Annotated in this window: 12 protein-coding genes; all 12 read right to left on the bottom strand. The window is 75.3% G+C overall.

The window, feature by feature from the left end; translation table 11 throughout:
- Positions 1–16: 16 nt before the first annotated feature.
- Positions 17–1,027 (bottom strand): 3-deoxy-7-phosphoheptulonate synthase, encoded by a 1,011-nt coding sequence (locus AB0I60_RS02875; RefSeq protein ID WP_360725487.1) that lies wholly within the window; start codon positions 1,025–1,027, stop codon positions 17–19.
- Positions 1,020–2,426 (bottom strand): DHA2 family efflux MFS transporter permease subunit, encoded by a 1,407-nt coding sequence (locus AB0I60_RS02880; protein ID WP_360725751.1) that lies wholly within the window; start codon positions 2,424–2,426, stop codon positions 1,020–1,022. Before AB0I60_RS02880 ends, AB0I60_RS02875 begins: the two co-directional genes overlap by 8 nt.
- Positions 2,420–12,487 carry an amino acid adenylation domain-containing protein gene (locus AB0I60_RS02885; protein ID WP_360725752.1) on the bottom strand — a complete coding sequence of 3,356 codons (10,068 nt, stop codon included), beginning with the start codon at positions 12,485–12,487 and terminating at the stop codon, positions 2,420–2,422. Before AB0I60_RS02885 ends, AB0I60_RS02880 begins: the two co-directional genes overlap by 7 nt.
- Positions 12,488–12,562: 75 nt before the next feature.
- Complete coding sequence (locus AB0I60_RS02890) at positions 12,563–13,339, bottom strand: ABC transporter ATP-binding protein (RefSeq protein ID WP_360725488.1); 777 nt, start codon at positions 13,337–13,339, stop codon at positions 12,563–12,565.
- Positions 13,340–13,497: 158 nt separating this feature from the next.
- Positions 13,498–14,511, bottom strand: a complete 1,014-nt coding sequence (locus AB0I60_RS02895) for an iron chelate uptake ABC transporter family permease subunit (protein ID WP_360725753.1) — start codon at positions 14,509–14,511, stop codon at positions 13,498–13,500.
- Positions 14,512–14,537: 26 nt separating this feature from the next.
- A complete protein-coding gene (locus tag AB0I60_RS02900; RefSeq protein WP_360725489.1) occupies positions 14,538–15,533 on the bottom strand; it encodes an iron ABC transporter permease in 996 nt (331 codons plus the stop codon).
- Positions 15,533–16,543, bottom strand: a complete 1,011-nt coding sequence (locus tag AB0I60_RS02905; protein WP_360725490.1) for an ABC transporter substrate-binding protein — start codon at positions 16,541–16,543, stop codon at positions 15,533–15,535. The genes AB0I60_RS02900 and AB0I60_RS02905 overlap by 1 nt, the downstream gene beginning before the upstream one ends.
- 39 nt (positions 16,544–16,582) lie before the next feature.
- A complete protein-coding gene (locus tag AB0I60_RS02910; protein WP_360725491.1) occupies positions 16,583–17,455 on the bottom strand; it encodes a siderophore-interacting protein in 873 nt (290 codons plus the stop codon).
- Positions 17,452–17,706: a phosphopantetheine-binding protein gene (locus AB0I60_RS02915; RefSeq protein ID WP_360725492.1), complete on the bottom strand. Its 255-nt coding sequence runs from the start codon at positions 17,704–17,706 to the stop codon at positions 17,452–17,454. The genes AB0I60_RS02910 and AB0I60_RS02915 overlap by 4 nt, the downstream gene beginning before the upstream one ends.
- Positions 17,703–18,368: an isochorismatase family protein gene (locus tag AB0I60_RS02920; protein ID WP_360725493.1), complete on the bottom strand. Its 666-nt coding sequence runs from the start codon at positions 18,366–18,368 to the stop codon at positions 17,703–17,705. The genes AB0I60_RS02915 and AB0I60_RS02920 overlap by 4 nt, the downstream gene beginning before the upstream one ends.
- Positions 18,369–18,371: 3 nt before the next feature.
- Positions 18,372–20,006, bottom strand: a complete 1,635-nt coding sequence (locus tag AB0I60_RS02925; protein WP_360725494.1) for an AMP-binding protein — start codon at positions 20,004–20,006, stop codon at positions 18,372–18,374.
- On the bottom strand, positions 20,003–21,199 hold the full coding sequence (locus AB0I60_RS02930) for an isochorismate synthase (RefSeq protein WP_360725495.1): 1,197 nt from the start codon (positions 21,197–21,199) through the stop codon (positions 20,003–20,005). Before AB0I60_RS02930 ends, AB0I60_RS02925 begins: the two co-directional genes overlap by 4 nt.
- Between the last annotated feature and the right edge of the window lie 122 nt (positions 21,200–21,321).

Genomic DNA, 21,321 nt, shown 5'->3' on the forward strand with positions numbered 1-21,321 from the left:
CGGTGCGGCGGGACTGCTACCGGTTCGCGCGGGCGCGGGCGGCCTGCGCCAGGGTCTCCAGCAGGTCCTCGGTGCGCGACCAGCCGAGACAGGCGTCCGTCACGCTCAGGTCGCGCCGCAGCGGGCCGGTTCCGAGCGGCTGGTTGCCGTCGGACAGGTACGACTCGATCATCACGCCGGTCAGGAGGCGGTTGCCGTCGGCCACCTGCGCCGCCAGGTCCGCCACGACGGCGGGCTGCCGGTTGTGGTCCTTGCCGCTGTTGCCGTGCGAGGCGTCCACGACCACGCGCGGCGGCTGGTCCGCCTCGGTCAGGGCCGCCAGCGCCGCCGCCACGTGCGGTGCGGCGTAGTTCGGGGTCGGGCCGCCGCGCAGCACGAGGTGGGCGTCCGGGTTGCCGGTGCTGCGCAGCACGGTGGGACGTCCGTCCGGTGCCACGCCGGGGAACGAGTGCGGCAGGCCGGCCGCCTGGATGGCGTGCACGGCGGTGTCGATGCGCCCGGACGTGCAGTTCTTCATGCCGATCGGCATCGGCAGCCACGACGCGAGGTGGCGGTGCGGCTGGGACGCCACGGTCCGCGCGCCCACCGCGCCCCAGGTGACCAGGTCGGCCACGTAGTGCGCGAGCATCGGGTCCACGAACTCGTACGCCAGCGGCAGGCCGGTCGAGGCGGCCTCGGCGAGGAAGTCGCGGCCCTGGCGGATGCCGGTCGCGATGTCGCCCTTGCCGTTGAGGGTCGGGTCGGGCAGCAGGCCGGTCCACCCCGCGACGGTGCGGGGCTTCTCAAGGTAGGCGCGCAGCACCACGACGAGGTCGTCGGCGTAGCGCTCGGCGGCCCGCGCGAGCAGGTCGGCGTAGTCCAGCGCCGCCGCCGGGTCGTGCACGGAGCACGGCCCGACGACGACCAGCAGCCGGGGGTCCCGTTGGCTCAGCACGTCGACCACCGTTCTGCGGTGGTGCGCCACTCGGTCGGCCACGACGTGCGTGGCCACCTCGGCGGGAGCGGGCAGGGTGTCCTGATCAGACATCTGCGGTGTCCTTATCGTGCTCGGGGGATCGGGGGCGGGGCAGCCGGGTGGCGCCCAGGGCTCCGATGACGACCAGACCCAGGACCACCCAGAAGGCGTCGGCGAACGCCGCCGCCGGGTCGGGTCCGCGGGCGGTGAGGCGCGCTTGGAGCACCACCGCCATGGTCGCGGTGCCCAGGGAACCACCCAGGGTGCTGAGGAGGTTCAGGGCGCTCGCCGCACGGGGCAGGCGGGCCTGCTCGATGCGGCTGTAGACGATGTTCATCACCGGTGCGCCGATCATCGCCGCGCCCACGCCCCGGACCAGCAGTGCCGCCGCGATGGCGAGGTCCGGGAGGTCGTGGTGCAGCTGCGTGAACGGCGCGGTGCCGACGGCGACCAGCGCGACGCCAATCAGCACCAGGGTTCGTGGCGACGTGGTGGTGATGACGCGGTTGACCGCCAGCGAGCCGACCGCCGCGCCCACGCCCTGGGGCGCGAGCAGGAGGCCGGTGTCCCAGGCGGACAGTCCGCGTGCACCCTGGAGGAACAGCGGCAGCAGGAACATGGTGCCGAACACCGACGCGCCGAGCACGACCAGCGCGAGCGCCGCGACGCCGAACGGCGGGCGGGCGAACAGGCGCGGGTCGACCAGCGGGGTGCGGGCGCGCAAACCGTGCAGGACGAACGCGACGAGCATCGCGACGCCCAGGGTGATCGCGGCCACGGGCAGCGCGGAGAGCCCGTCCTCGACGCTGGTCAGACCGAGCACCAGCACGGCCAGACCGGGTGAGAGCAGCAGCGCGCCCCGCACGTCGAACGGCGTGCGCCCCTCGGCGGGCGGGCCGGCGGGGACGGTGCGGCGGGCGAGCAGGACGGCGGCCACGCCGATCGGCAGGTTCACCGCGAACAGCCACGGCCAGTCGGCGGCGCCGAGGATCGCGCCGCCCGCGAGCGGGCCGAACACCGGGGAGAGCAGCGGCACGAGCGCGACGACGGCCAGCACCCGGCCGATCCGCTCCCGGCCCGCCGCGCGCGCCAGCAGCGCCTGACCCGCCGGCGGCAGCACGCCGCCCGCCAGGCCCTGGAGCACCCGGAACGCGATCAGCGCGGGCAGGGACCAGGCCAGCGCGCACAGCAGCGACGCCAGCGTGAACAGCGCGACCGCCGTCATCCAGGTGCGCCGGCCGCCGAACCGGTCGGCCAGCCAGCCGGACGCGGGCACCGCCGTGACGACCGCGAGCAGGTAGCCGGTGGTGACCCACTGGACCTCGGTCGCCGACGCGTCGAACCGCTCGGTGAGCGCGTCCACGCCGACCAGGACGATCGTGCTGTCCAGCGTCGCCATGAACGTGCCCAGGACCAGGGTGAACGCGGTCCGCCAGAGGGCCGCGTCCACCTTCGTCGGGGTGCTCACCAGCCCTCCAGGAACGCGTCGGCGGGGTCGTCGAAGCGGTGCGGCAGCGCGTGCAGCGCCCGCAGCAGGTCGTCGGCCAGGGCACGGGCCTGGTCGGGGTCGAACAGTCCGGCCTGGTGGTGCAGCACGCCGTGCCAGCCGTCCTCGCCGGGCACGACGGTGACGGTCACCGGGTGGTGGGTCCGTTCGCGGAACCGGGTGGCGACCGTGGTCAGGCCGGGCGCGGGGGTGCGCAGCTTCGCCGGGTCCACCGGGTAGTTCTCGAACACCACGAGGCTGTCGAACAGCCGTTGCAGACCGGTCAGCTTCTCCAGGTCGGCGAGCCGCACGTGGTGGTGCTCCAGCATGGCCTGTTGCCGCGCCTGGAGATCCGCCAACGACTCGGCCACGGTGCCCGTGAACCGGGTGCGCACCGGCACCGTGTTCGCCAGCAGGCCGACGATCTCCTCCACCCCGTCCACCGGGGCGGTCCGGTTGGCCACCATCACGCCGAACGACACGTCGGTGCGCCCGGAACGGGCCGCGAGCACCGCCGACCACGCGCCCTGCACGAGGGTGTTCGGGGTCAGCCCCCGGCTCGCGGCGGCCCTGGTCAGCTCGGCGACCAGGTCGCCGGCCACGGTGAACAGCGCGGGCTCGGCGGCCCCGACCGGCACCGGCCGGTCGCCCACCAGGTGGTCGCCTTCCGCCAGCCCGTCGAGTTCGGTGCGCCACGCGGCCAGGTCGGCGGCCGGGTCCCGGTCGGCGAGCCACCGCGCGTACCGGGCGAACGGCACCGGCTCCGGCAGCTCCCGGCCCGCGTACAGCGCGAACAGCCCGGTGAGGATGCGCGGTGCGGACCAGCCGTCGGACAGCACGTGGTGGCTGGTCAGCACGACCGTGTGCCGGTCACCGGAGCGCAGCGCGGTGATCCGCAGCGGCGGCCCGGTCACCAGGTCGAACGGCTCGGCGAGGTCGGCGTCCAGCGCGGCGTCCACGTCGGGCGCGTCCAGCACCCGGAACCCCGGCCTCGGATCGGACGGGACGACCTGCACGTCCCACCCGGCGGGGAACACCGCGCCCAGGTTCGGGTGCCGTCGCACGAGGGCGTCGGCGGCGGCGCGCAGGGCCTCGACGTCGAGCGCGCCGGTCAGCGTGAACGCCGCCTGCACGGTGTACGGGTCGTCCGGCCCGGCGTGCCGGAGCACGACCTCCTGCAACGGGGTCAGCGGCAGCACCTCGCCGCCGCGCAGCGCGTCGACGGCCGGGTCGCCGGCGATCCGGGTCAGCTCGGCGACCAGCCGCCGGCCCAGCTCCTCGACGTCGGTGAGCAGCGCGGCGGGCCAGGTGAACCGGATGCCCAGGGCGTCGTCCCGGACCAGCGCGTCCACCATCAGCGCGCGGGGCAGCGGCAGGTCGGGCGGGCCGCCGGAGCCGAGCGGGTCGGCGTCGGGCGGCGACTGCCAGGCGGTTTCGGCGGTCGGGGTGTCCGGGAACCGGCCCAGGTAGTTCCAGCTGATCTCCGGTTCCCGGCCGGGTGCCTCGTCGCCCAGGACGCCGTGCCCGAGCCCGTCCCCGGCCGCCGCAAGCTGTCCGGCGACGGCCTTTAGCGCAGCCGCGACCCCGCCGGCCGGCACCGCGACGCGGGCCGGGTGCACGGCGGTGAACCACCCGACGGTCTGCGCCAGGTCCACCGGGCCGGAGCGGTCGGGCAGGTGGTTCGGGCGGCCGTGGCCCTCCAGCGCGACCAGCAGGTCCGGCCGGCCGCCGCGCCACCCGGCGACCGCGTGCGCCAGTGCCGTCAGCAGCACGGCGTCCGGCGTGGTGCCCAGGGCGGCGGGCAGCGTGGTCAGGACGGTCCGCGTGGTCTCCTCGTCCAGCCGCACCACGTGGTGCCGGGCGGTGCCCGCCGTGTCGCGCCGGGGGTCCAGCGGCTCGGCGATCGGCACCACGGGCGCTTCGGCCACCCAGCGCCAGTGCGGGAGTTCGGCACGTCGGTGCGCGACGGCGTCGTGCAGCGCCCGCGCCCAGCCCAGGAACGACCGGCCGTGCCGGGTCGGCACTCCCCCGCCGTGCACGTGCGCGAGGTCGTCCAGCAGCACCCGCCACGACACCGCGTCGACCACGACGTGGTGCGCCACCAGGGCGAGCCGGCCCAACCGGTCCGGACCGGCGTCCACCCACACGGCCCGCAGCAGCGGCCCCTTGCGCAGGTCCATCGCGTCCCGCGCGGCGGCCACGCAGTCATCCACGGTGGACCGCAGGTCGCCGTCGGCGGTCACGTGGGTCAGCACGTCCGCCCCGGTCACCGCGCCCTCCGCCGGGATGCGCAACACCGGTTCGCCGTCGACCTCCGCCAGGTGCGCGCGCAGCACGTCGTGCCGCGCCAGCACCGCGTCCAGCACCCGACGCCAGCCGTCGACGTCGCCGGGCGGCACGCAGACCTCGACCCACTGGCAGAACCCGTCGGCCGTGCCGCGCCGCAGCATCGAGCGCATGACCGGGGTCGGCGGCGCGTCACCGACGGCCGGGGCGTCGTCCGCCACCTCGGGCAGCCCGCAGCGGGCGGCGATCCCCGCGACCGTGACGCCCTCGAACACGTCCCGCGCGGTCAGGCTCAACCCGGCCCGCCGGGCGCGGGAGACCACCCGCAGCGACACGATGCTGTCGCCGCCCGCGTCCAGGAACGCGTCGTCCAACTGCACGTGCTCGCCCAACACCTCGCGGAACACGCCCAGCAGCACCGTTTCCGCCACCGTCGCGGGTTCGCGGGCGGCCACCGCGCGCAGCTCCGGCGCGGGCAGCGCGGCCCGGTCGAGCTTGCCGGCCGGTCCGAGGGGCAGGCGGTCCAGCTCCACGAACGCGCCGGGCACCATGTAGTCGGGCAGCTCGACGGCGAGGTGGGTCCTCAGGTCCTCCGGTGTGGGCCGGGCACCGTCGGCGGGGATGACGTAGCCGACGAGCCGCCGGTCGCCGGGCCGGTCCTCCCGCACCACCACCGCGCACGCCCGCACCCCGGGGTGCCGGGCGAGCGCGGTCTCGATTTCGCCCAGCTCGATCCGGAATCCGCGCACCTTCACCTGGTGGTCGGCGCGGCCCAGGAACACGATCCGGCCGTCCGCGCGCAGCCGCACCAGGTCACCCGTGCGGTACATGCGCTCGCCGGCCGAGCCGGATGAACTGGGCACGAAGGGGTCGGCCACGAACCGCTCGGCGGTCAGGCCGGGCCGCTTGAGGTAGCCGCGCGCCAGCTTCGGGCCCGCCAGGTACAGCTCGCCCGTCACGCCCACGCCGACCGGTTGCAGACCGGCGTCCAGCACGTAGGCGCGGACTTCCGGGTCGGGCAGGCCGATCGGCAGCGGGCCGGGGTCGGCGGGGTCGTAGTGCCAGGTCACCGAGTTGATGGTGACCTCGGTGGGGCCGTAGGCGTTGAACAGCGCGCGCCGGTCGCCCCAGCGGCGGGCCAGCTCCGGGTCGAGCCGTTCCGCGCCGACGACGAAGAACACGTCCGGCGGGACGGTCGCGTCGTCGGGCATCGCGGCCAGGAACGAGGGCAGCAGGTTCACGCCGGTCACCCGGTGCTCGGCGATGTAGTCCAGCAGCTCGTCACCGGGCACCCGGACCTCTTCCGGGGCGATGACGGAGGTACCGCCGGACAGCAGGGGCAGCATGAACTGCCAGAACGCCACGTCGAAGCTGGTGGACGCGAAGTGCAGGTAGCGCTCGCCCGCGCCGATGCCGACCACGTCCTCCTGCAACGAGATCAGGCTCGGAAGGCCCCGGTGCGTGATGCCCACGCCCTTGGGCCTGCCGGTGGTGCCGGAGGTGTAGATGACGTACGCCAGCGAATCGTCGACGATGCCCCGCCGCGCCTCGACCGGGTCGTCGTCCCACTCCTCGGGGCCACGGGGGGTGACGGGGTCGACCACCGGGACACCACCCGGCACGTCCACTGTGGACACAGCGGCGGCGGGTTCGGCGTCCGCGAACATGAAGGCGAGGCGGTCCTGCGGGTAGTCCGGGTCCATCGGCACGTAGACCGCGCCCGCCTTGAGCACGGCGAACAGCGCCACGACCAGCTCGACGTCCCGGCGGAGCAGCACCGCCACGGGGTCCTGCGGCCGAACGCCCGCGTCGAGCAGCGCGTGGGCCAGCCGGTTCGCCCGGCGGTCCAGCTCGGCGTAGGACAGCGAGCGGTCCCGGCACACCACGGCTTCCGCGTCCGGCGTGCGCCGCACCCAGTACCCGAACTCGGCGAGCACGCCACCGCGCTCCCGGGTCGGCACGGGGCCGACGCCCAGGCGCAGCACGTCGGCCCGCTCGTCGGCGTCCAGCGCGCGCAGCACGGGCACCGGCCGGTCGGGGTCGGCGACGATCTCGTGCAGCAGGTTGCGCAGCCACCGCCCGTAGGCGCGGACCGCGTCCTCGTCGAACGCGTGCGGCTGGTAGCCGAGGCCGAGCGTGATCTCGTCGTCGGGCAGCACGACGACGGTCAGCGGGTAGTGGGTGGCGTCGGTGATGTCGACGCCGACCAGGTCCAGGCCGGGCGCGACGCGCGTGGTGCGACGGGTGGAGAGCGGGAAGTTCTCCATCACCAGCATGGTGTCGAACAGCTCGCCGGCACCGACCGCGCGGTGGATGGCGGGCAGCCCCGCGTGGTGGTGCTCGGCCAGCGCCAGCGCCTCGGCGTGCACCCGCTCCAGCAGGTCGGCCGCCGTGTCGGCGAGGGTGTGCCGGACGCGCACCGGGATCGTGCCGCCGACCTGGCCGATCATCGACTCGACACCGGGCACCTCGGCGGGCCGGCCGGAGACCGGGCAGCCGAACACCACGTCCTGCTTGCCGGTGAGCCGGCCGAGCAGCACGCCCCACGCGGTGGTGAGGACGGTGGCCGGCGTCATCCCCCGGTCCCGGGCGAACGCGCGCAGCCGGTCGCTGAACTCCGCGCCCAGGCCGATCATCACCCGCTCGGGGCGGCCCACCGCAGTCGGACCGGCGGCCGGTGCGAGGTGGGTGCCCTCGACCCCGGCGAACGCCTCGCGCCACGCGTCCAGCGCGGCGTCGTGGTCGCGGCCGGCGAGCCAGCGGTGGTACTCGTCCTGCGCCGGGGCGACCGACGCGGCCGGGCCGCCGCCCAGCTCGGCGTAGGTGGCCAGGAGGGTGCGGCCGACCAGCGGCATCGACCAGCCGTCGAGCAGCGCGTGGTGCACGGTGAGGACCAGCCGGTGCTCCCCCGCGCCGAGCGTGACCAGCAGGAAGCGGATCAGCGGCGGGCGGTGCGGGTCGAACGGCCGGTCCAGTTCGGTGCGGAACTCGGCCTCGGGGTCGGCGGCGGACCCGGTGAGGTCCACGTGCCGCCAGTCGAGGTGCACGTCGGCGGGCACGACCTGCACCACGGCGTCGGCCGTGGTGTGCAGGTGGACGCGCAGCGCCGGGTGGCGGCGCAGCAGCTCGGCCGTGGCGGCGCGCATCCGCTCCGCGTCGACGTCGCCGCGCAGCAGCGTGACGGCCTGCACCACGTAGACGTCGGTGTCCTGCTCGGCGCGGGCCAGCGTGTGGAACGCCAGGCCGACCTGGAGCGGAGCGGCGGGCAGCACGTCCTCCACCCGCCCGGCGGCCTCGATGGCGTCGATGGCGTCCTGGTCGAGGTCCACCAGGGGCAGGTCGGACGGGGTGAGCCCGCCGCCGTCCGGCCCGATCCGGTCGGCGTGCGCGGCCAGCGCGGCCAGCGCCTGCGACCAGGCGTGCTGGAGCTGCTCGACGGTGTGCGCGGGCAGCACCTCGCGGGCGGCGGTCCACTCGACCGCCAGCCTCGGTGCGCCGTCCTCGCGGACGAAGCAGTTGAGCGCCAGCAGCTGTTCCAGCGCCTTGGCGGGCGGCTCCACGACGGCGAACGGGTCGCCCTCGGGCAGCCGCCAGCCGTCACCGGGCAGCGCGGCGAACCGTCCCAGGTAGTTCAGCAGCAGGTCCGGCGGTGGCACGGCGGACAGCTCGTCGCGGGTCTGCGGGTCGAGGTGGCGCAGCACGCCGTAGCCCAGGCCGTGGTCCGGGACGGTGCGCTTGGCCTCCTTGGCGGCGCGCAGCAGCCGTCCGGCGGCCTGGCCGCCCGCCAGCGCGTCGGCCAGGGCCGCGTCGGAGCGCACCGCGTCCACCGGCACGCGCACCGGGTACTCGCTGGTGAACCAGCCGACCGTGCGGGACAGGTCGAGGCCGGCGGTGTCGCGGCCGTGGCCCTCGGCGGTTGCCGAGACGTCCTCCCGCACGCCGTGCAACCGCAGCGCGAGCACGAGCCCGGCCAGCAGCACGTCGTCCACGCCCGCCCGGTAGGCCGTGGGCAGGGTGGTCAGCAGCGCGGCCGTCACCTCGGGCGAGGCCACGGTGGTGGTGCGGTCGGCGGTCGCGGCCGTGTCGAGGGCCTGGTCCAGCGGGCGGCGGCCGAGCCGGGCACCGCCCAGGGCGTGCCGCCAGCGGTCCAGCTCGCCGCGCCGGGCACCGGACTCGGCCTGCTCGGCGAGCACCAGCGCGTGCCGCCGCCACGACGAGCCCACCGCGTCGAGCGCCCGGCCTGCGCACGCCGCGCGCAGGTCGGGCAGCAGGACGCGCCAGGAGACGCCGTCGACCACCAGGTGGTGCAGCACGAGCACGAGCCGGTCGCCGTCGGGGGTGTGCAGCAGCGCCACCTGCACGAGCGCGCCGGCCGCCGGGTCCAGCAGGGCGGCCAGTTCCCCGGCCACGTCCTCGACGTCGGCGCCGGACAGTTCCCGCACGTCCGGCTCGACGGTCCCGCGCGGGCGCACGACCAACCCGCCGTCGGTCACCACCAGCCGCAGGGCGTCGTGGTGGTCGAGCACGGTGCGCACCGCGCGGACCAGGTCGCCGAACTCCAGACCGGCCACGTGCGGCGCGGTCCACTGCGCGTACCCGGCGACGGCGGCGACGTCCGGGTGCGGGTCGAGCAGTGCGCGCACGATCGGCGGCGCGGGCACCGGCCCGGTCGGCTCGTCCGGCACCACGGCGGTCTCGCCGATCTCGCGGGCCGCCGCCGCCAGCGCGGCCAGGCCGCGCCGCGCCAGCAGGTCCCGGGGCTTGATCTCCAGGCCGTGGGCGCGCAGGCGGCTGCTCACCGTGATGGCGGTGATGCTGTCGCCGCCCAGCGCGAAGAAGTCGTCGTCCACGCCGACCTGCTCGGCACCGGTCACCTCGGCGACGACCGCGCACAGCAGGCGTTCCCGGTCGGTCGCCGGAGCCCGGCCGCCGCCGGTCGCGCGCGGTTCGGGCAGCGCGGCCCGGTCGAGCTTGCCGTTCGCGGTGACCGGCAAGGCGTCCAGGACCACGACCACGGACGGCACCAGGTGGTCCGGCACGCGCCCGGCCAGCTCGTCGCGCACCGACTCCGGGGTGGGGGTCGCGCCGGCGGCGGGTGCCACGTAGCCGATCAGGCGGGCGTGCCCGGTGCCGGTGTGCACGACGGCCGCCGCGGCGCTCACGCCGGGGACCGCGCCGAGCGCGGCCTCCACCTCGCCCACCTCGACCCGGTGGCCCCGGACCTTGGCCTGGCCGTCGTGCCGGCCCAGGTACAGCAGGCCGCGCGGGGTCCAGCGGGCCAGGTCACCGGTGCGGTACATGCGGTCGCCGGGACCGCCGAACGGGTCGGCAACGAACCGCTCCGCCGTCAGCGAGGGCCGGTCCAGGTAGCCGCGCGCCAACCGGGGACCGGCCAGGTACAGCTCGCCGCGCACGCCCGGCGGAACCGGGCGCAACGCGTTGTCCAGCAGGTAGGTCCGGGTGCCGGGCAGCGGCCGGCCGATGGTGGGCTCGTCGCCGGACAGCCGGGCGCTGGTGGCGTCCACGGCGGCCTCGGTCGGCCCGTACATGTTGCGCGCCTCGACGCCGGAGCGGACCACGCGCTGCCACAGCGCCGGCGGGGTCGCCTCGCCGCCCAGCACCAGCAGCGCCGGCCGGTGCCCGCCGTGCAGCAGTCCGGCGTCCACCAGCGGAGCGGCCATGGACGGGGTGGTGTCCACGACGTCGATCCGGTCCCGGGCGCAGGCGGCCAGCAGGGCGTCCGCGTCGCGGGCCGTCTCGGCGTCGTAGACGTGCAGTTGGTGGCCGCACAGCAGCCACAGCAGCTGGTCCAGCGCCGAGTCGAACGCGAACGAGTAGGTGTGCGCGACCCGCAGCCGGCGCCCGGCCGCGCGGGCGGTGTCGGCGACGGTGGTGCAGCGGTGGTGGTGCACCAGGGCGGACAGACCGGCGGCCCGACCGAGCACGCCCTTGGGCTTGCCGGTGGAGCCCGACGTGTGGATCACGTACGCCAGCCGCTCCGGGTGCCGGTGCGGGTCGGCCAACGGCTCGCCGCTCGCACCCGGCTCGTCGGACAGCAGCAGCACTTCCGTCCCTTGTGGACAGATGGCGGCCGTCTCCCCCACCGCGACGACAAGTCTCGTGCGGGCGTCCGCGACGAGTTCGCGCAGCCGTTCCACCGGGTGTTCGACGTCCAGCGGCAGGAACGCGGCCCCCGCGTCCAGCACGGCCAACAGCGCCACCACGAGGTCCGCCGAGCGGGGCAGCGCCAGCGCCACCACGTCGTCCGGCCCGACCCCGCGCGCGCCGAGCACGCGGGCCAGCCGGTGCACCCGGGCCGCCAGCTCGGCGCCGGTCAGCTCGTCGTCGCCGAACACGAGCGCGACGGCGTCCGGGTCCAGGTCGTCCACCAGGGACGCCACGTCCTGCGGCTCGCCCGGCAGCGCAGCCGGTGACCACTCGCCCAGCAGCGCGTCCCGTTGCGCCGCGGGCACCAGGTCGACCTGCCCGACCGCGCGCCCCTCGACGAGGTCGGCGAGCAGCCGGCGCAGCGCGGTCAGCTTGCCTTCGACGGCCGCCTGGTCGTGCGTGCGGGCGTCGACCTCGAAGCCCAGCAGCAGGCCGCCGTCGTGGGTCGGCAGCACGCTCAGGCCCATGTCCTCCGGCGGGCCGCCCGCGATGTTGCGCATCACGCCCGTCGCCCCGGCGAAGTCCATGGCCAGCTCGAACGCCTTGAGGTTGATGCCCCGCCCGTGCAGCAGCGCGCCCGCGCCCGGCACGGCCAGGTCACGGGGCAGGTCTTCGCCCCGGTAGCGCTGGTGGACGCGCATCTCGCGCATCACACCCGCCACCCGCCGCCCCAGGTCGCCCAACCGGTCGGAGCCGTGCACCGGCACCAGCAGCGGCAGCACGTTCACCGCCATGGCGGGGGTGCGCAGCCCGGCACCCGTGCGGCACATCAACGGCAGCGCGAACACCACGTCCGCGCGGCCCAGCACCCGGTGCAGGAACGCCGCGTAGACCGAGATCAGCGCCTCGCCCCAGGTGATCCCCTCGCGCTCGGCCGCCGCCTTCAGCCGCTCCACCTCGTCGGCCGGCACGACCGCCCGCGCGAACACCGTGTCCTCCGGCGGGCCGGACACCGCCACCGAGTCGTCCAGCTCGGGCAGCGGGGTGAACCGGTCCACCCAGTACCGCCGGTCCTGCTCGGCCCGGTCGCTCGCCCGGTAGGCGAAATCGGCCGCCACCAGGTCCGCGAACCGGCCGAACGTGGCCGCCGGCACCGGCTCGCCGGTCGCCAGCGCGGTGTAGCGGGCGGCCGTGCGGCGGGCGATCATCGCCGCCGTGTAGCCGTCGAACACCAGGTGGTGCCCCAGCTGGGTGTACCAGACCTCGTGGTCGGACAGCCGGATCACGGTGTGCGAGAACAGGTCCCGGTCCACCATGCCCCGGCACGCCTCGCCGACCCGTGCCCGTTCGGCCGCGACGAACGCGTGCGCCGCCGCGACGGGGTCCGGCGCACCGGACAGGTCCACGATCGCGGGCAGCGGCACCGGCTCGGCGGAGACCACCTGGCGCGGGCCGTCCGGGGTGTCGGAGACCCGCAGCCGCAGGCTCTCCGCCTCCTCGGCGGTGGCGCGCACCGACTCGGCCAGCAGCACCGGGTCCACCGGTCCGTCTCCCCGGACCTCCACGACGTCGCCCACCACGTAGTACGGCGAGTCCGGTTCCAGGCGCTGCGCGTTCCAGATGCCCAGTTGGGCTCCGGTGAGTTCCAGCACGGTGTTCTCCCGCGCAACGGGGAGGGACAGGGGGACGGTGGACGATTCGGGGCTCAACTGGGGGCTCCTCGGGAACTACAACGCGGGCACGACCATCGGCGTGCCGGTCACGGGATCGGGGACGACGACGCTGGGCAGCTCGAAGACCTGTTTCATCAGCACGGAGTCCACGACGGCGGACGGCGGGCCTTCGGTGACCACCGCGCCGTCCTTCATCGCGATCAGGTGGTCGGCGTAGCGGGACGCCTGGTTGATGTCGTGCAGCACGGCGACGACGGTGCGGCCCTCGTCGCGGAGCCCGGCCAGCAGCGACAGCAACTGGTACTGGTGGGTGATGTCGAGGAACGAGGTCGGCTCGTCCAGCAGCAGGTGGGAGGTGTCCTGGGCGAGCACCAGCGCCACCCACACCCGTTGCCGCTGGCCGCCGGACAGCTCCCGCACCGGCCGGTCGGCCAGGTCGGCGACGCCGGCGACGCGCAGCGCGTCGGCCACCGCCGTCTCGTCGGCGGGCGACCACGACGACAGCAGCGTCTGGTGCGGGAACCGGCCGCGGGCGACCAGCTGCCGGACCTTGATGTCCTCGGGTGCCACGGGTTCCTGCGGGAGGAACCCGATCTGCCGGGCCAGCGCCTTGCTCTGGTAGGAACCGATGTCCCGGCCGTCGAAGCTGATCCGCCCCTCGGTGGGGCGCAACAGCCGGACCAGGGCGCGCAGCAGCGTGGACTTGCCGCACGCGTTGGGGCCGACGATCGCGGTGAAAGCGCCGGTCGGGATGTCGACGGCCAGTCTGGTCGACACGACGCGGTCGCCGTAGCGCAAGGTCACGTCCTGGGCGGACAGGAGCGTGGTCACGAGCGGAGAGCCTCCTTCGGGGTGAGTCGTCCGCCAGGGCGGCACGTGTGTGCCGTCGTGGTGGATGCGGGCGGGGGTGTCGGGGACACCACCGGCGCTCCGCCGCGCCGGCACCTCGTCGGGGCGCTGGGCGACGTCCTGGGCGGACGGGTACGTGGTCACGAGCGCCGAACCTCCTTCGCCAACAGCCAGATCAGGTAGCAGCCGCCGATGGCGGTGCTGACCACGCCCACCGGGAGCGGGACGGGGTCGAGCAGCACCTGCGCGACCAGGTCGGCGCCGAGCAGCAGCACCGCGCCGGTCAGCGCGGCCGGGAGCAAGGGGGTGCCGGGTGCGCCGGCCAGCCGGCGGCCGATCTGCGGCGCGGCGAGCGCGATGAACGCGATCGGGCCGGCCACCGCCGTCACCGTGGCGGTGCACGCCACGCCGATCAGCACCATCTGCAACTGCAAGCGTTCCAGCCGCACACCCGTGGTCACCGCGAGGGCCGGGTCCAGCGCGCCCTGCCGAGCGGTCCGCGACAGCAGCACGACCAGCACCAGCAGCACGCCGACGACCGCGAACGGGACGCGCACGTCGGCCCAGTCGACGCCGTTGAGCGAACCGGCGTGCCAGCCGACCGCCGCGAGCGCCACCTCCAGCTCGGCGCGCAGCACGATCCACGAGTTGAGGGCGGTCAGCGTGGCGTTGACCGCGATGCCGATCACCACCAGCCGCAGGCCGGACACCCCGCCGCGCATCGACAGCAGGTACACCAGCGCGGCGGTGAGCACACCGCCCAGCACCGAGCCGAAGGTCAGCAGCGCGGACGAGCCGTGCAGCACCGTCATGACGATCAGCGCGCCCGTGTACGCGCCGGCGTCGAGGCCGATCACGTCCGGGCTGCCCATCGGGTTGCGGGTGATGTTCTGGAAGATCGCGCCGGCGATGCCCAGCGCGACGCCGAACACGATGGCGGCCAGCACGCGCGGCAGCCGCCACTCGCGGATCACCACGTTCGAGCCGCCGCGCGCGCCGGACAGCGCGTCGAGCACCTTCACCGGGCTCGCCCACGTCGGCCCGTACATCAGACCGACCAGGGCCAGGCCCGCGAGCGCCGCCACCAGCACGCCGACCAGCACCAGCAGCCGCCGCTCCACCAGCGCGGAGAACGGGCCGGCGCGCAGCACCACCGCGCCGGGGGTCTTCACCGCGGTCTTCACAGCGAGGCCGTCCCGTACTTCCGGACGGCCCACACCAGGACCGGCCCGCCGACGAACGCCGTCACGATCGCCACCGGCACCTCGCCGGTCGGCAGCAGCACCCGCGACCCCGTGTCCGACACCAGCATCAGCACCGGGCCGAGCACGACCGCGTAGGCCATCGCCCACGGCACGGACGCGCCCGCCAGCCGCCGCACCAGGTGCGGCACCATCAGGCCGACGAACAGGATCGGCCCGGCGATCGCGGTCGCCGCGCCGGCCAGCACGGTGATCAGCACCAGGGCCGCCAACCGGACCCGGGCCACGTTCGCGCCCAGGCCGTGCGCGGTGCTCTCGCCGAGCGCGACCACGTCCAGCTGCCTGCTCAGCAGCAGCGCGCACCCCACCGCCACCGCGATCACCAGCAGCGGCACCCCGTTGGCGGTCTGCTCCCGGCCGGCCAGCGAGCCGACCGCCCAGAAGCGGTACTCGTCGAACACGGTCGGCATCAGCAGCCGCATCCCCAGCGACACCCCGGCCAGCACCGAGGTCAGCGCCACGCCGGTGAGCACCAGCCGCAGCGGGGAGCCCGTGCCGACCGAGTACACCAGCAGCGCGGCGGTGACCGCACCGACCACGGCCGCCACGAGCTGCCCGGAGGGCGACGCGGTCAGGCCCAGCGCCGACCCGGTGGTGATCGCGAATCCCGCACCGGCCGTCACGCCGAGCACGCCCGGCTCGGCCAGCGGGTTGCGGGACAGCACCTGCACGAGAACGCCGGCCACGGCGAGCGCCGCGCCCACGCCGAGGGCCAGGACGGCACGCGGCACCCTGATGTCGCGGACCACGGCGTGGTCGTTCGACCCGTCGTAGGCGAACAGCGCCTTCACGACGTCCAGCGGTGCCACGGCGCGCGCGCCGACCCCGATGCTCACCACCGCCGCCACGGCCAGCACGGCCAGCGCGGCGACCAGCACCAGGACGAGCGCACCCGGCCCCCGGCGCGTCCGCATCACTTCGTCAGCAGTGGCGCGAACGCCTCGTCGGCCGCGTCGAGCGTCTTCATCGCCGAGCGGTAGGTGGCGGCCTCGGTGTAGCGGATCGGGAAGACCTTGCCCGCCTTCACGGCCGGCAGTTCCTTCCACAGCGGCGAGTCCAGCACGTACTGCACGGCCGGGGCGACGGTGCCGTCCGGCTTGACCGAGTAGGTGATCGCGGTGGCCTCGGTGAACGCGGCCGGCAGCTCCTCGATCGACGGGTACTCGCTGACGTCCTTCGAGCCGCCGCCCTTGACCTTCACCTGGCCGTAGTACTTCGCACCCATGTCCTCGACGATGTTGGTGCCCCACGAGCCGCTGAACTCGCGCTGGAAGTTGCCCTTGGCGACCTCGCCGTACGCGCCCACGTGGCCCAGCTTCAGGCCCGGCAGCACGGAGGCGTACTTCTCGGCCAGCTTCTTGGCCTTGCCCTCGTACTCGCCGCGGGTGGCGTCGAACTTGGCGATCGCGCCCGCCGCGTCGGACTGCTTGCGGGTCAGGTCGCGCCACATCGACGGCACCGACGGGCCGATGGCGACGACCGGCGCGATGGCCTCCAGCCGCTTGACGTCGATGTCGGCCAGCACCGGCTTCGGCACACCGATGACGATCAGGTCGGGGTCGGCCTGCGCGATCGCCTCGTAGTTGGTCTCCTTCGCGGTCTCGCCGGCGACCTTCGGCAGGTCCTCGTAGCGCTTCTTGTCCGCGTCGGTCATCAGCGGGATGCCGCGCTGCCAGGTCGAGATCCCGACCAGCGGCGCCTCGGCCTCCAGCAGCGCGGGCACGGCGTAGCCGGTGGCGATGACGCGCTTGGGCGACGTCGGGATCGTGATGTCGCCGTTGTCGGCGGTCACGACCCGGGTCGTGGCCTCGGCGGCCGGTGCGCTGGTGTCGGTCGAACCGCTGTCGGCGGAGCCGCAGCCGGCGGCCAGGGCCGCCGACAGCAGGAGCGCGCCGACGACTCGGGGGGATCTCGCGAGGGACATTCGTCGTTCCTTGGTGTTTGGTACTGCTTCTTCGGGGGTCTAGTGGTGGTCGTGCTCGTGGTCGTCGTCGAAGTCGGCGACGCCGCGCTTCCAGTAGCCGGTGATGTCGTGGTCGCCCTTGCCCAGGCCGAGTTCGTCGCGCACCCATCGGCGCAGCGGCTTGATCGAGCCGGCCTCGCCCGCCACCCACACGTAGACACGCGCGCCCTCGGGGACGTCGACGGACCGCACGGCGTCGGCCAGGTCGGTGGTCGTGCCGGGTGGGACGTCCTCTCCCCGGTGCAGCCAGCGCACCTCGACGCCCGCCGGCGCGGCCAGCTCGACCTCCTCCTTGGGGCCGGCCACCTCGACGAACGCCCAGCCGGCGGCGTCGCGCGGCAGCTCCTCCAGCCACCGGGCGATCGCGGGCAGCGCGGTGATGTCGCCCGCGAGCAGGTAGCGGTCGTAGCCGTGCGGCACGATCACGCCGCCGGGCGGGCCGGCCACGTGGATCGTGTCGCCGGGCAGGGCGGCCCGCGCCCAGTCCGAGGCGAGGCCGCCCTCGTGCAGCGCCACGTCGACGTCCAGCTCACCGGTCGCCGGGTCGTAGCGGCGCACGGTGTACTCGCGGGACGTCGGCGACGGCTTGGGCCAGCGCAGCATCAGGCCGTTCGGCTCGGGCAGCCGCAGCGAGCCGTCCGCCTCCGGGAACAGCAGCTTCACGTGCTCGTCGGCGGCGTGCGCCTCGAACCCGGCGGTGCCCGGTCCGCCGAACGTGACGCGCAGCAGGCCGGTGCCGAGCAACTCGGTGCGCACCACGGCGACCTCGCGGACCCGGATCGGGTAGCCGACCCGTTCCGCGCCGGTGCCCTGCGCCCGCACCTCGGCGATCCGCTCGACGTGCCGGTCCCGGTGGTCGGTCCGGGCGGTCACGCGGACCCCCCGGCGGTGCGCGCGGCGACCAGTTCGACCCAGCGGCCGATCCGGGCGTCCTCGGCGAGGTCGGCGAACTCCAGGCCGACCGCGCCCGCCGCGCGCCACCGCTGGGCCAGGCTCATGATCCGCATCGAGTCCAGGCCGTGGTCGAGCAGGTCGGCGTCGTCGGACAGCTCGGCCGGGTCGACGCCCAGCACGTCCGCGATCTCGGTGCGGAGCCGGTCCGCGGTCAGGGGTTGCGTGCTCAACTCGGTGCTCCCGCGTGGATCGGCGCCAACGCGGCCAGCGCGTCGGCGGTGGTGGTGACGACGCCGCAGCGCTGCGCGACGTACTCGCAGGCTTGATCGTGCCGCTCCCGGGAGAAGTCGGCGACGGCGTCGCAGACCAGGAACGGCTGGACGTCGCGCATGAACGCCTCCACCGCCGTCGCCTGGCAGCCGATGTGCGCGTACACGCCGGTGATCAGCAGCTGGTCGCGCCCGGCGGCGGCCAACTGCTCGGCGAACGTGCTGCGCTGGAACGCGCTGTAGCGCCACTTCACCAGCACGGTGTCACCGGGCTCCGGCGCGAGGTCGGGCACGACGTCGGCGGCGGCCGGGTCGGCGTCGATGACCGCGCCGATGCCGGGCCCCCAGAACTCGGTGAGCAGCCCCCGGTCGGCGGCGGCCTGCACACCCGGCTGCGCGGTGTAGAAAACCGGCACGCCGGCGACGCGGGCCGCCGCGAGCAGGGCGGCGGTGTTGGCGACCATCTCCGGGACGGGCCCGCCCTCGTAGGGTGCGAGGAAGTAGCGCTGCGCGTCGTGCACCAGCAGCGCCGCGCGCGCCGGGTCGGGCCGCCAGGACACCCGGCCGGCGGGCAGCTCGGCCGCCGTGGGCATCGGGTACGGCCGGATCTTCGGCAGGGACACGTCTCAGCCCTTCTTCGCCAGGGCGGCCAGCGCCACCCGCAGTTCGCGCTTGCTGGTCTTGCCGACCCCGGTCACCGGGAACGCGGGCACCACCTGCACCAGGTCCGGCACCTTGAACGCGGCCACCCCGCGTTCGCGGACGAACCGGCGCAGCTCGGCGGCGGTCGGCGCGGCGCCCTCGACGGGCACCACGTACGCGCAGGTCCGCTCACCCAGGTACGGGTCGGGAACGGCGACCACGGCGGCGTCGAGCACGCCGGGGTGCGCCATCAGGTGGTTCTCGACCTCTTCGGCGGCAACCTTCTCGCCGCCCCGGTTGATCTGCTCCTTGGCCCGGCCCACGACCTCCAGGTGCCCGGTGGGCGTACGCCGCACCAGGTCGCCGGTGCGGTAGAAGCCGTCCGGGGTGAACGCGGTGCGGTTGTGCTCGTCGGCCCGGTAGTAGCCCCGGATCGTGTAGGGGCCGCGGGTGAGCAGCGCGCCGGCCTCGCCGTCGGGCACGACGTCGTCGGAGGCGGCGGCGGGGTCGTCCGGGTTCACGACGCGGATCTCGTCGTCGGGCGAGATCGGCCGGCCCTGGGTGGTCAGCACCAGCTCGTCCGGGTCGTCCAGGCGGGTGTAGCAGACCAGGCCCTCGGCCATGCCGAACACCTGCTGGAGCCGGCAGCCCAGCGCCGGGCCGATCCGCTCGGCCAGCTCGCGGCCGCACTTCGCGCCGCCCACCAGCAGGACCTCCAGGCTGGACAGGTCGCGCTCGGTGCCGGCGGCGGCCTGCACCCAGGCGGCGGCCAGCGGCGGCACCACCCCGGTGATCGTCACGCGGTCCCGTTCGACCAGCCGGAACGCGGTGTCCGCGTCAGGGCGCGGCGCGAGCACCACGGTCGCGCCCGCGTGCAGCGCGCCCAGGATGCCGGGCGAGCTGAGCGGGTAGTTGTGCGAGACCGGCAGGGTCGCCAGGTAGACGCTGTCCGGGCGCAGCGCGCAGATCCGGGCGCTCTCCCGGACGCTGTAGAGGTATTCGTCGTGCGTGCGCGGGATCAGCTTGGGCAGGCCGGTGCTGCCGCCGGAGAGCTGGAGGAACGCGACGCCCTCCGGGTCCGGGTCGGGCAGCTCGCGCGGCCCGGTCGCGGCCAGCGCGGCGAACTCCGGCGTGCCGACGACCAGCACGTCCCGCAGCGTCGGGACCTCGGCGGCGACGGCCCGCGCGGCGGCGGCGTGGTCGTGCCGCTCGTGCTCGCCGACGGTGATGATCGCGACGGCCCCGCTGTGCTCGGCGAAGTGCTTCAGCTCGCTGTGCCGGTGGGCCGGCAGCGCGAACACGGGCAGCGCGCCGGCACGCCACAGGCCGAACACGACGGGAGCGAAGTCGGGGACGTTGGGCAGTTGGAGCACGACCCGGTCGCCGGGCCGGACGCCCGAGTCGACCAGGCCGGCGGCGAGGCGGTGCGCCCGCTCGTCCAGCTCGGCGTAGGTCCAGCGGACGGTCTCGCCGTCCCGTTCGCCGACGATCGCGGTGCGGTCGGCGTACGCGGCGGCCAGGCTGGTCAGCCAACTGCCGAAGGTCTGGCCGCGCCAGTGCCCGAGGGCGCGGTAGCGGGCCGCGTCGGCGGCGGGCCAGGGCGTGTGGTCGGTGCTCACCTGCCGCTCTCCAGCCCGAGCGCGCGCAGCATCGTGTGCAGCTTGGCGGCGGTCTCCGCGACCTCGGCGTCCGGGTCGGAACCCGCGACGATGCCCGCGCCCGCGAACAGCCGCACGGTCGCGTCGCTCACCTCGGCGGTGCGGATGGTGACGGCCCACTCGCCGTCGCCCGCGTGGTCGGTCCACCCGACCAGGCCCGCGTAGTACCCCCGGTCGAAGGGCTCCAGGTCGGCGATCGCGTCCCGGGCGGCGCCGACCGGCACCCCGCACACGGCGGGCGTCGGGTGCAGCGCCTCGGCCAGCGCCAGCGCGGACGACGCCGGGTCGGCGGGGTCGGCGAGCCGGCCGGAGATCCGGGTGGACAGGTGCCACATGGTCGGGGTGCCGATCACCGTCGGCTCGGCGGGCACGTCCAGGTCGACGCAGAACCGGCCGAGCACCTCGGCCACCTGGTCGGCCACGTGCGCGTGCTCGGCCCGGTCCTTGGCGGAGGCCAGCAGCGCGGCGACCCGGCGGCGGTTCTCCTCCTCGTCCGCGACCCGTGGCAGCGAACCGGCCAGCGGGTTGGACACCACCCGGTCGCCGCGCCGGGAGACGAGCAGTTCGGGGCTCGCGCCGACCAGGGTGCGCGGTGCCGGGTCGCCGGGCGCGCTGACGTCCACCGCGAAGGCGTGCGCGGCCGGGTCGGCGTGCACCAGGCGGGACAGCAGCGCGGGCACCGGCACGGCGGTGTCCGCCCGCAGGTCCAGGGCGCGGGCCAGCACGACCTTGTCGATCCGGCCGGCGTCGATCAACTCCAGCGCGCGGCGCACGGCGTCGACGTAGTGCGCGGGTTCGGGGTGCGGGCGGACGTCGAAGGAGGCCGCGAGCGGCGCGGGCGTGCCACCCGGTCGGGGTGCCTCGGCCCTGCGGACCACGGCGGGAACCACGAGGCTGCTCTCCGCGTCCGGCCGGAACCCGATCGCCCCCACCGCCACGGGGTGCTCCACCCCGGCGAGCGCGGCGGCGTCGAGCGCACCGGCGACGGCACGGGTGCGGTCGCCGTGCCCGCTCGCCGGAACGGCCGAATGCACGCCGTCGGCGAGCAGGACTCCCCGCGCGGAGGAGAAGTAGAACGACCCCGGCAGGTAGGCCGCCAGCAGGTCGGCCGCCCGGTGCACGGGCCGCGGTCGGACCAGAGTGAGTGAGGACACCTCAGAATTCCCTTTCCGCACCAGGAGAAAGCGCTTCCCACGCAATGTCGGCGGTCACTGCGGCACTGCGCGGGCGCGTTCGGCCGGGGCCGTCTGGAGGCACCGTCGATCACCCCGCATTG

Origin of the sequence: Actinosynnema sp. NPDC050436 (genome assembly GCF_040655415.1) — a bacterium.
Taxonomy (GTDB): Bacteria; Actinomycetota; Actinomycetes; order Mycobacteriales; family Pseudonocardiaceae; genus Actinosynnema.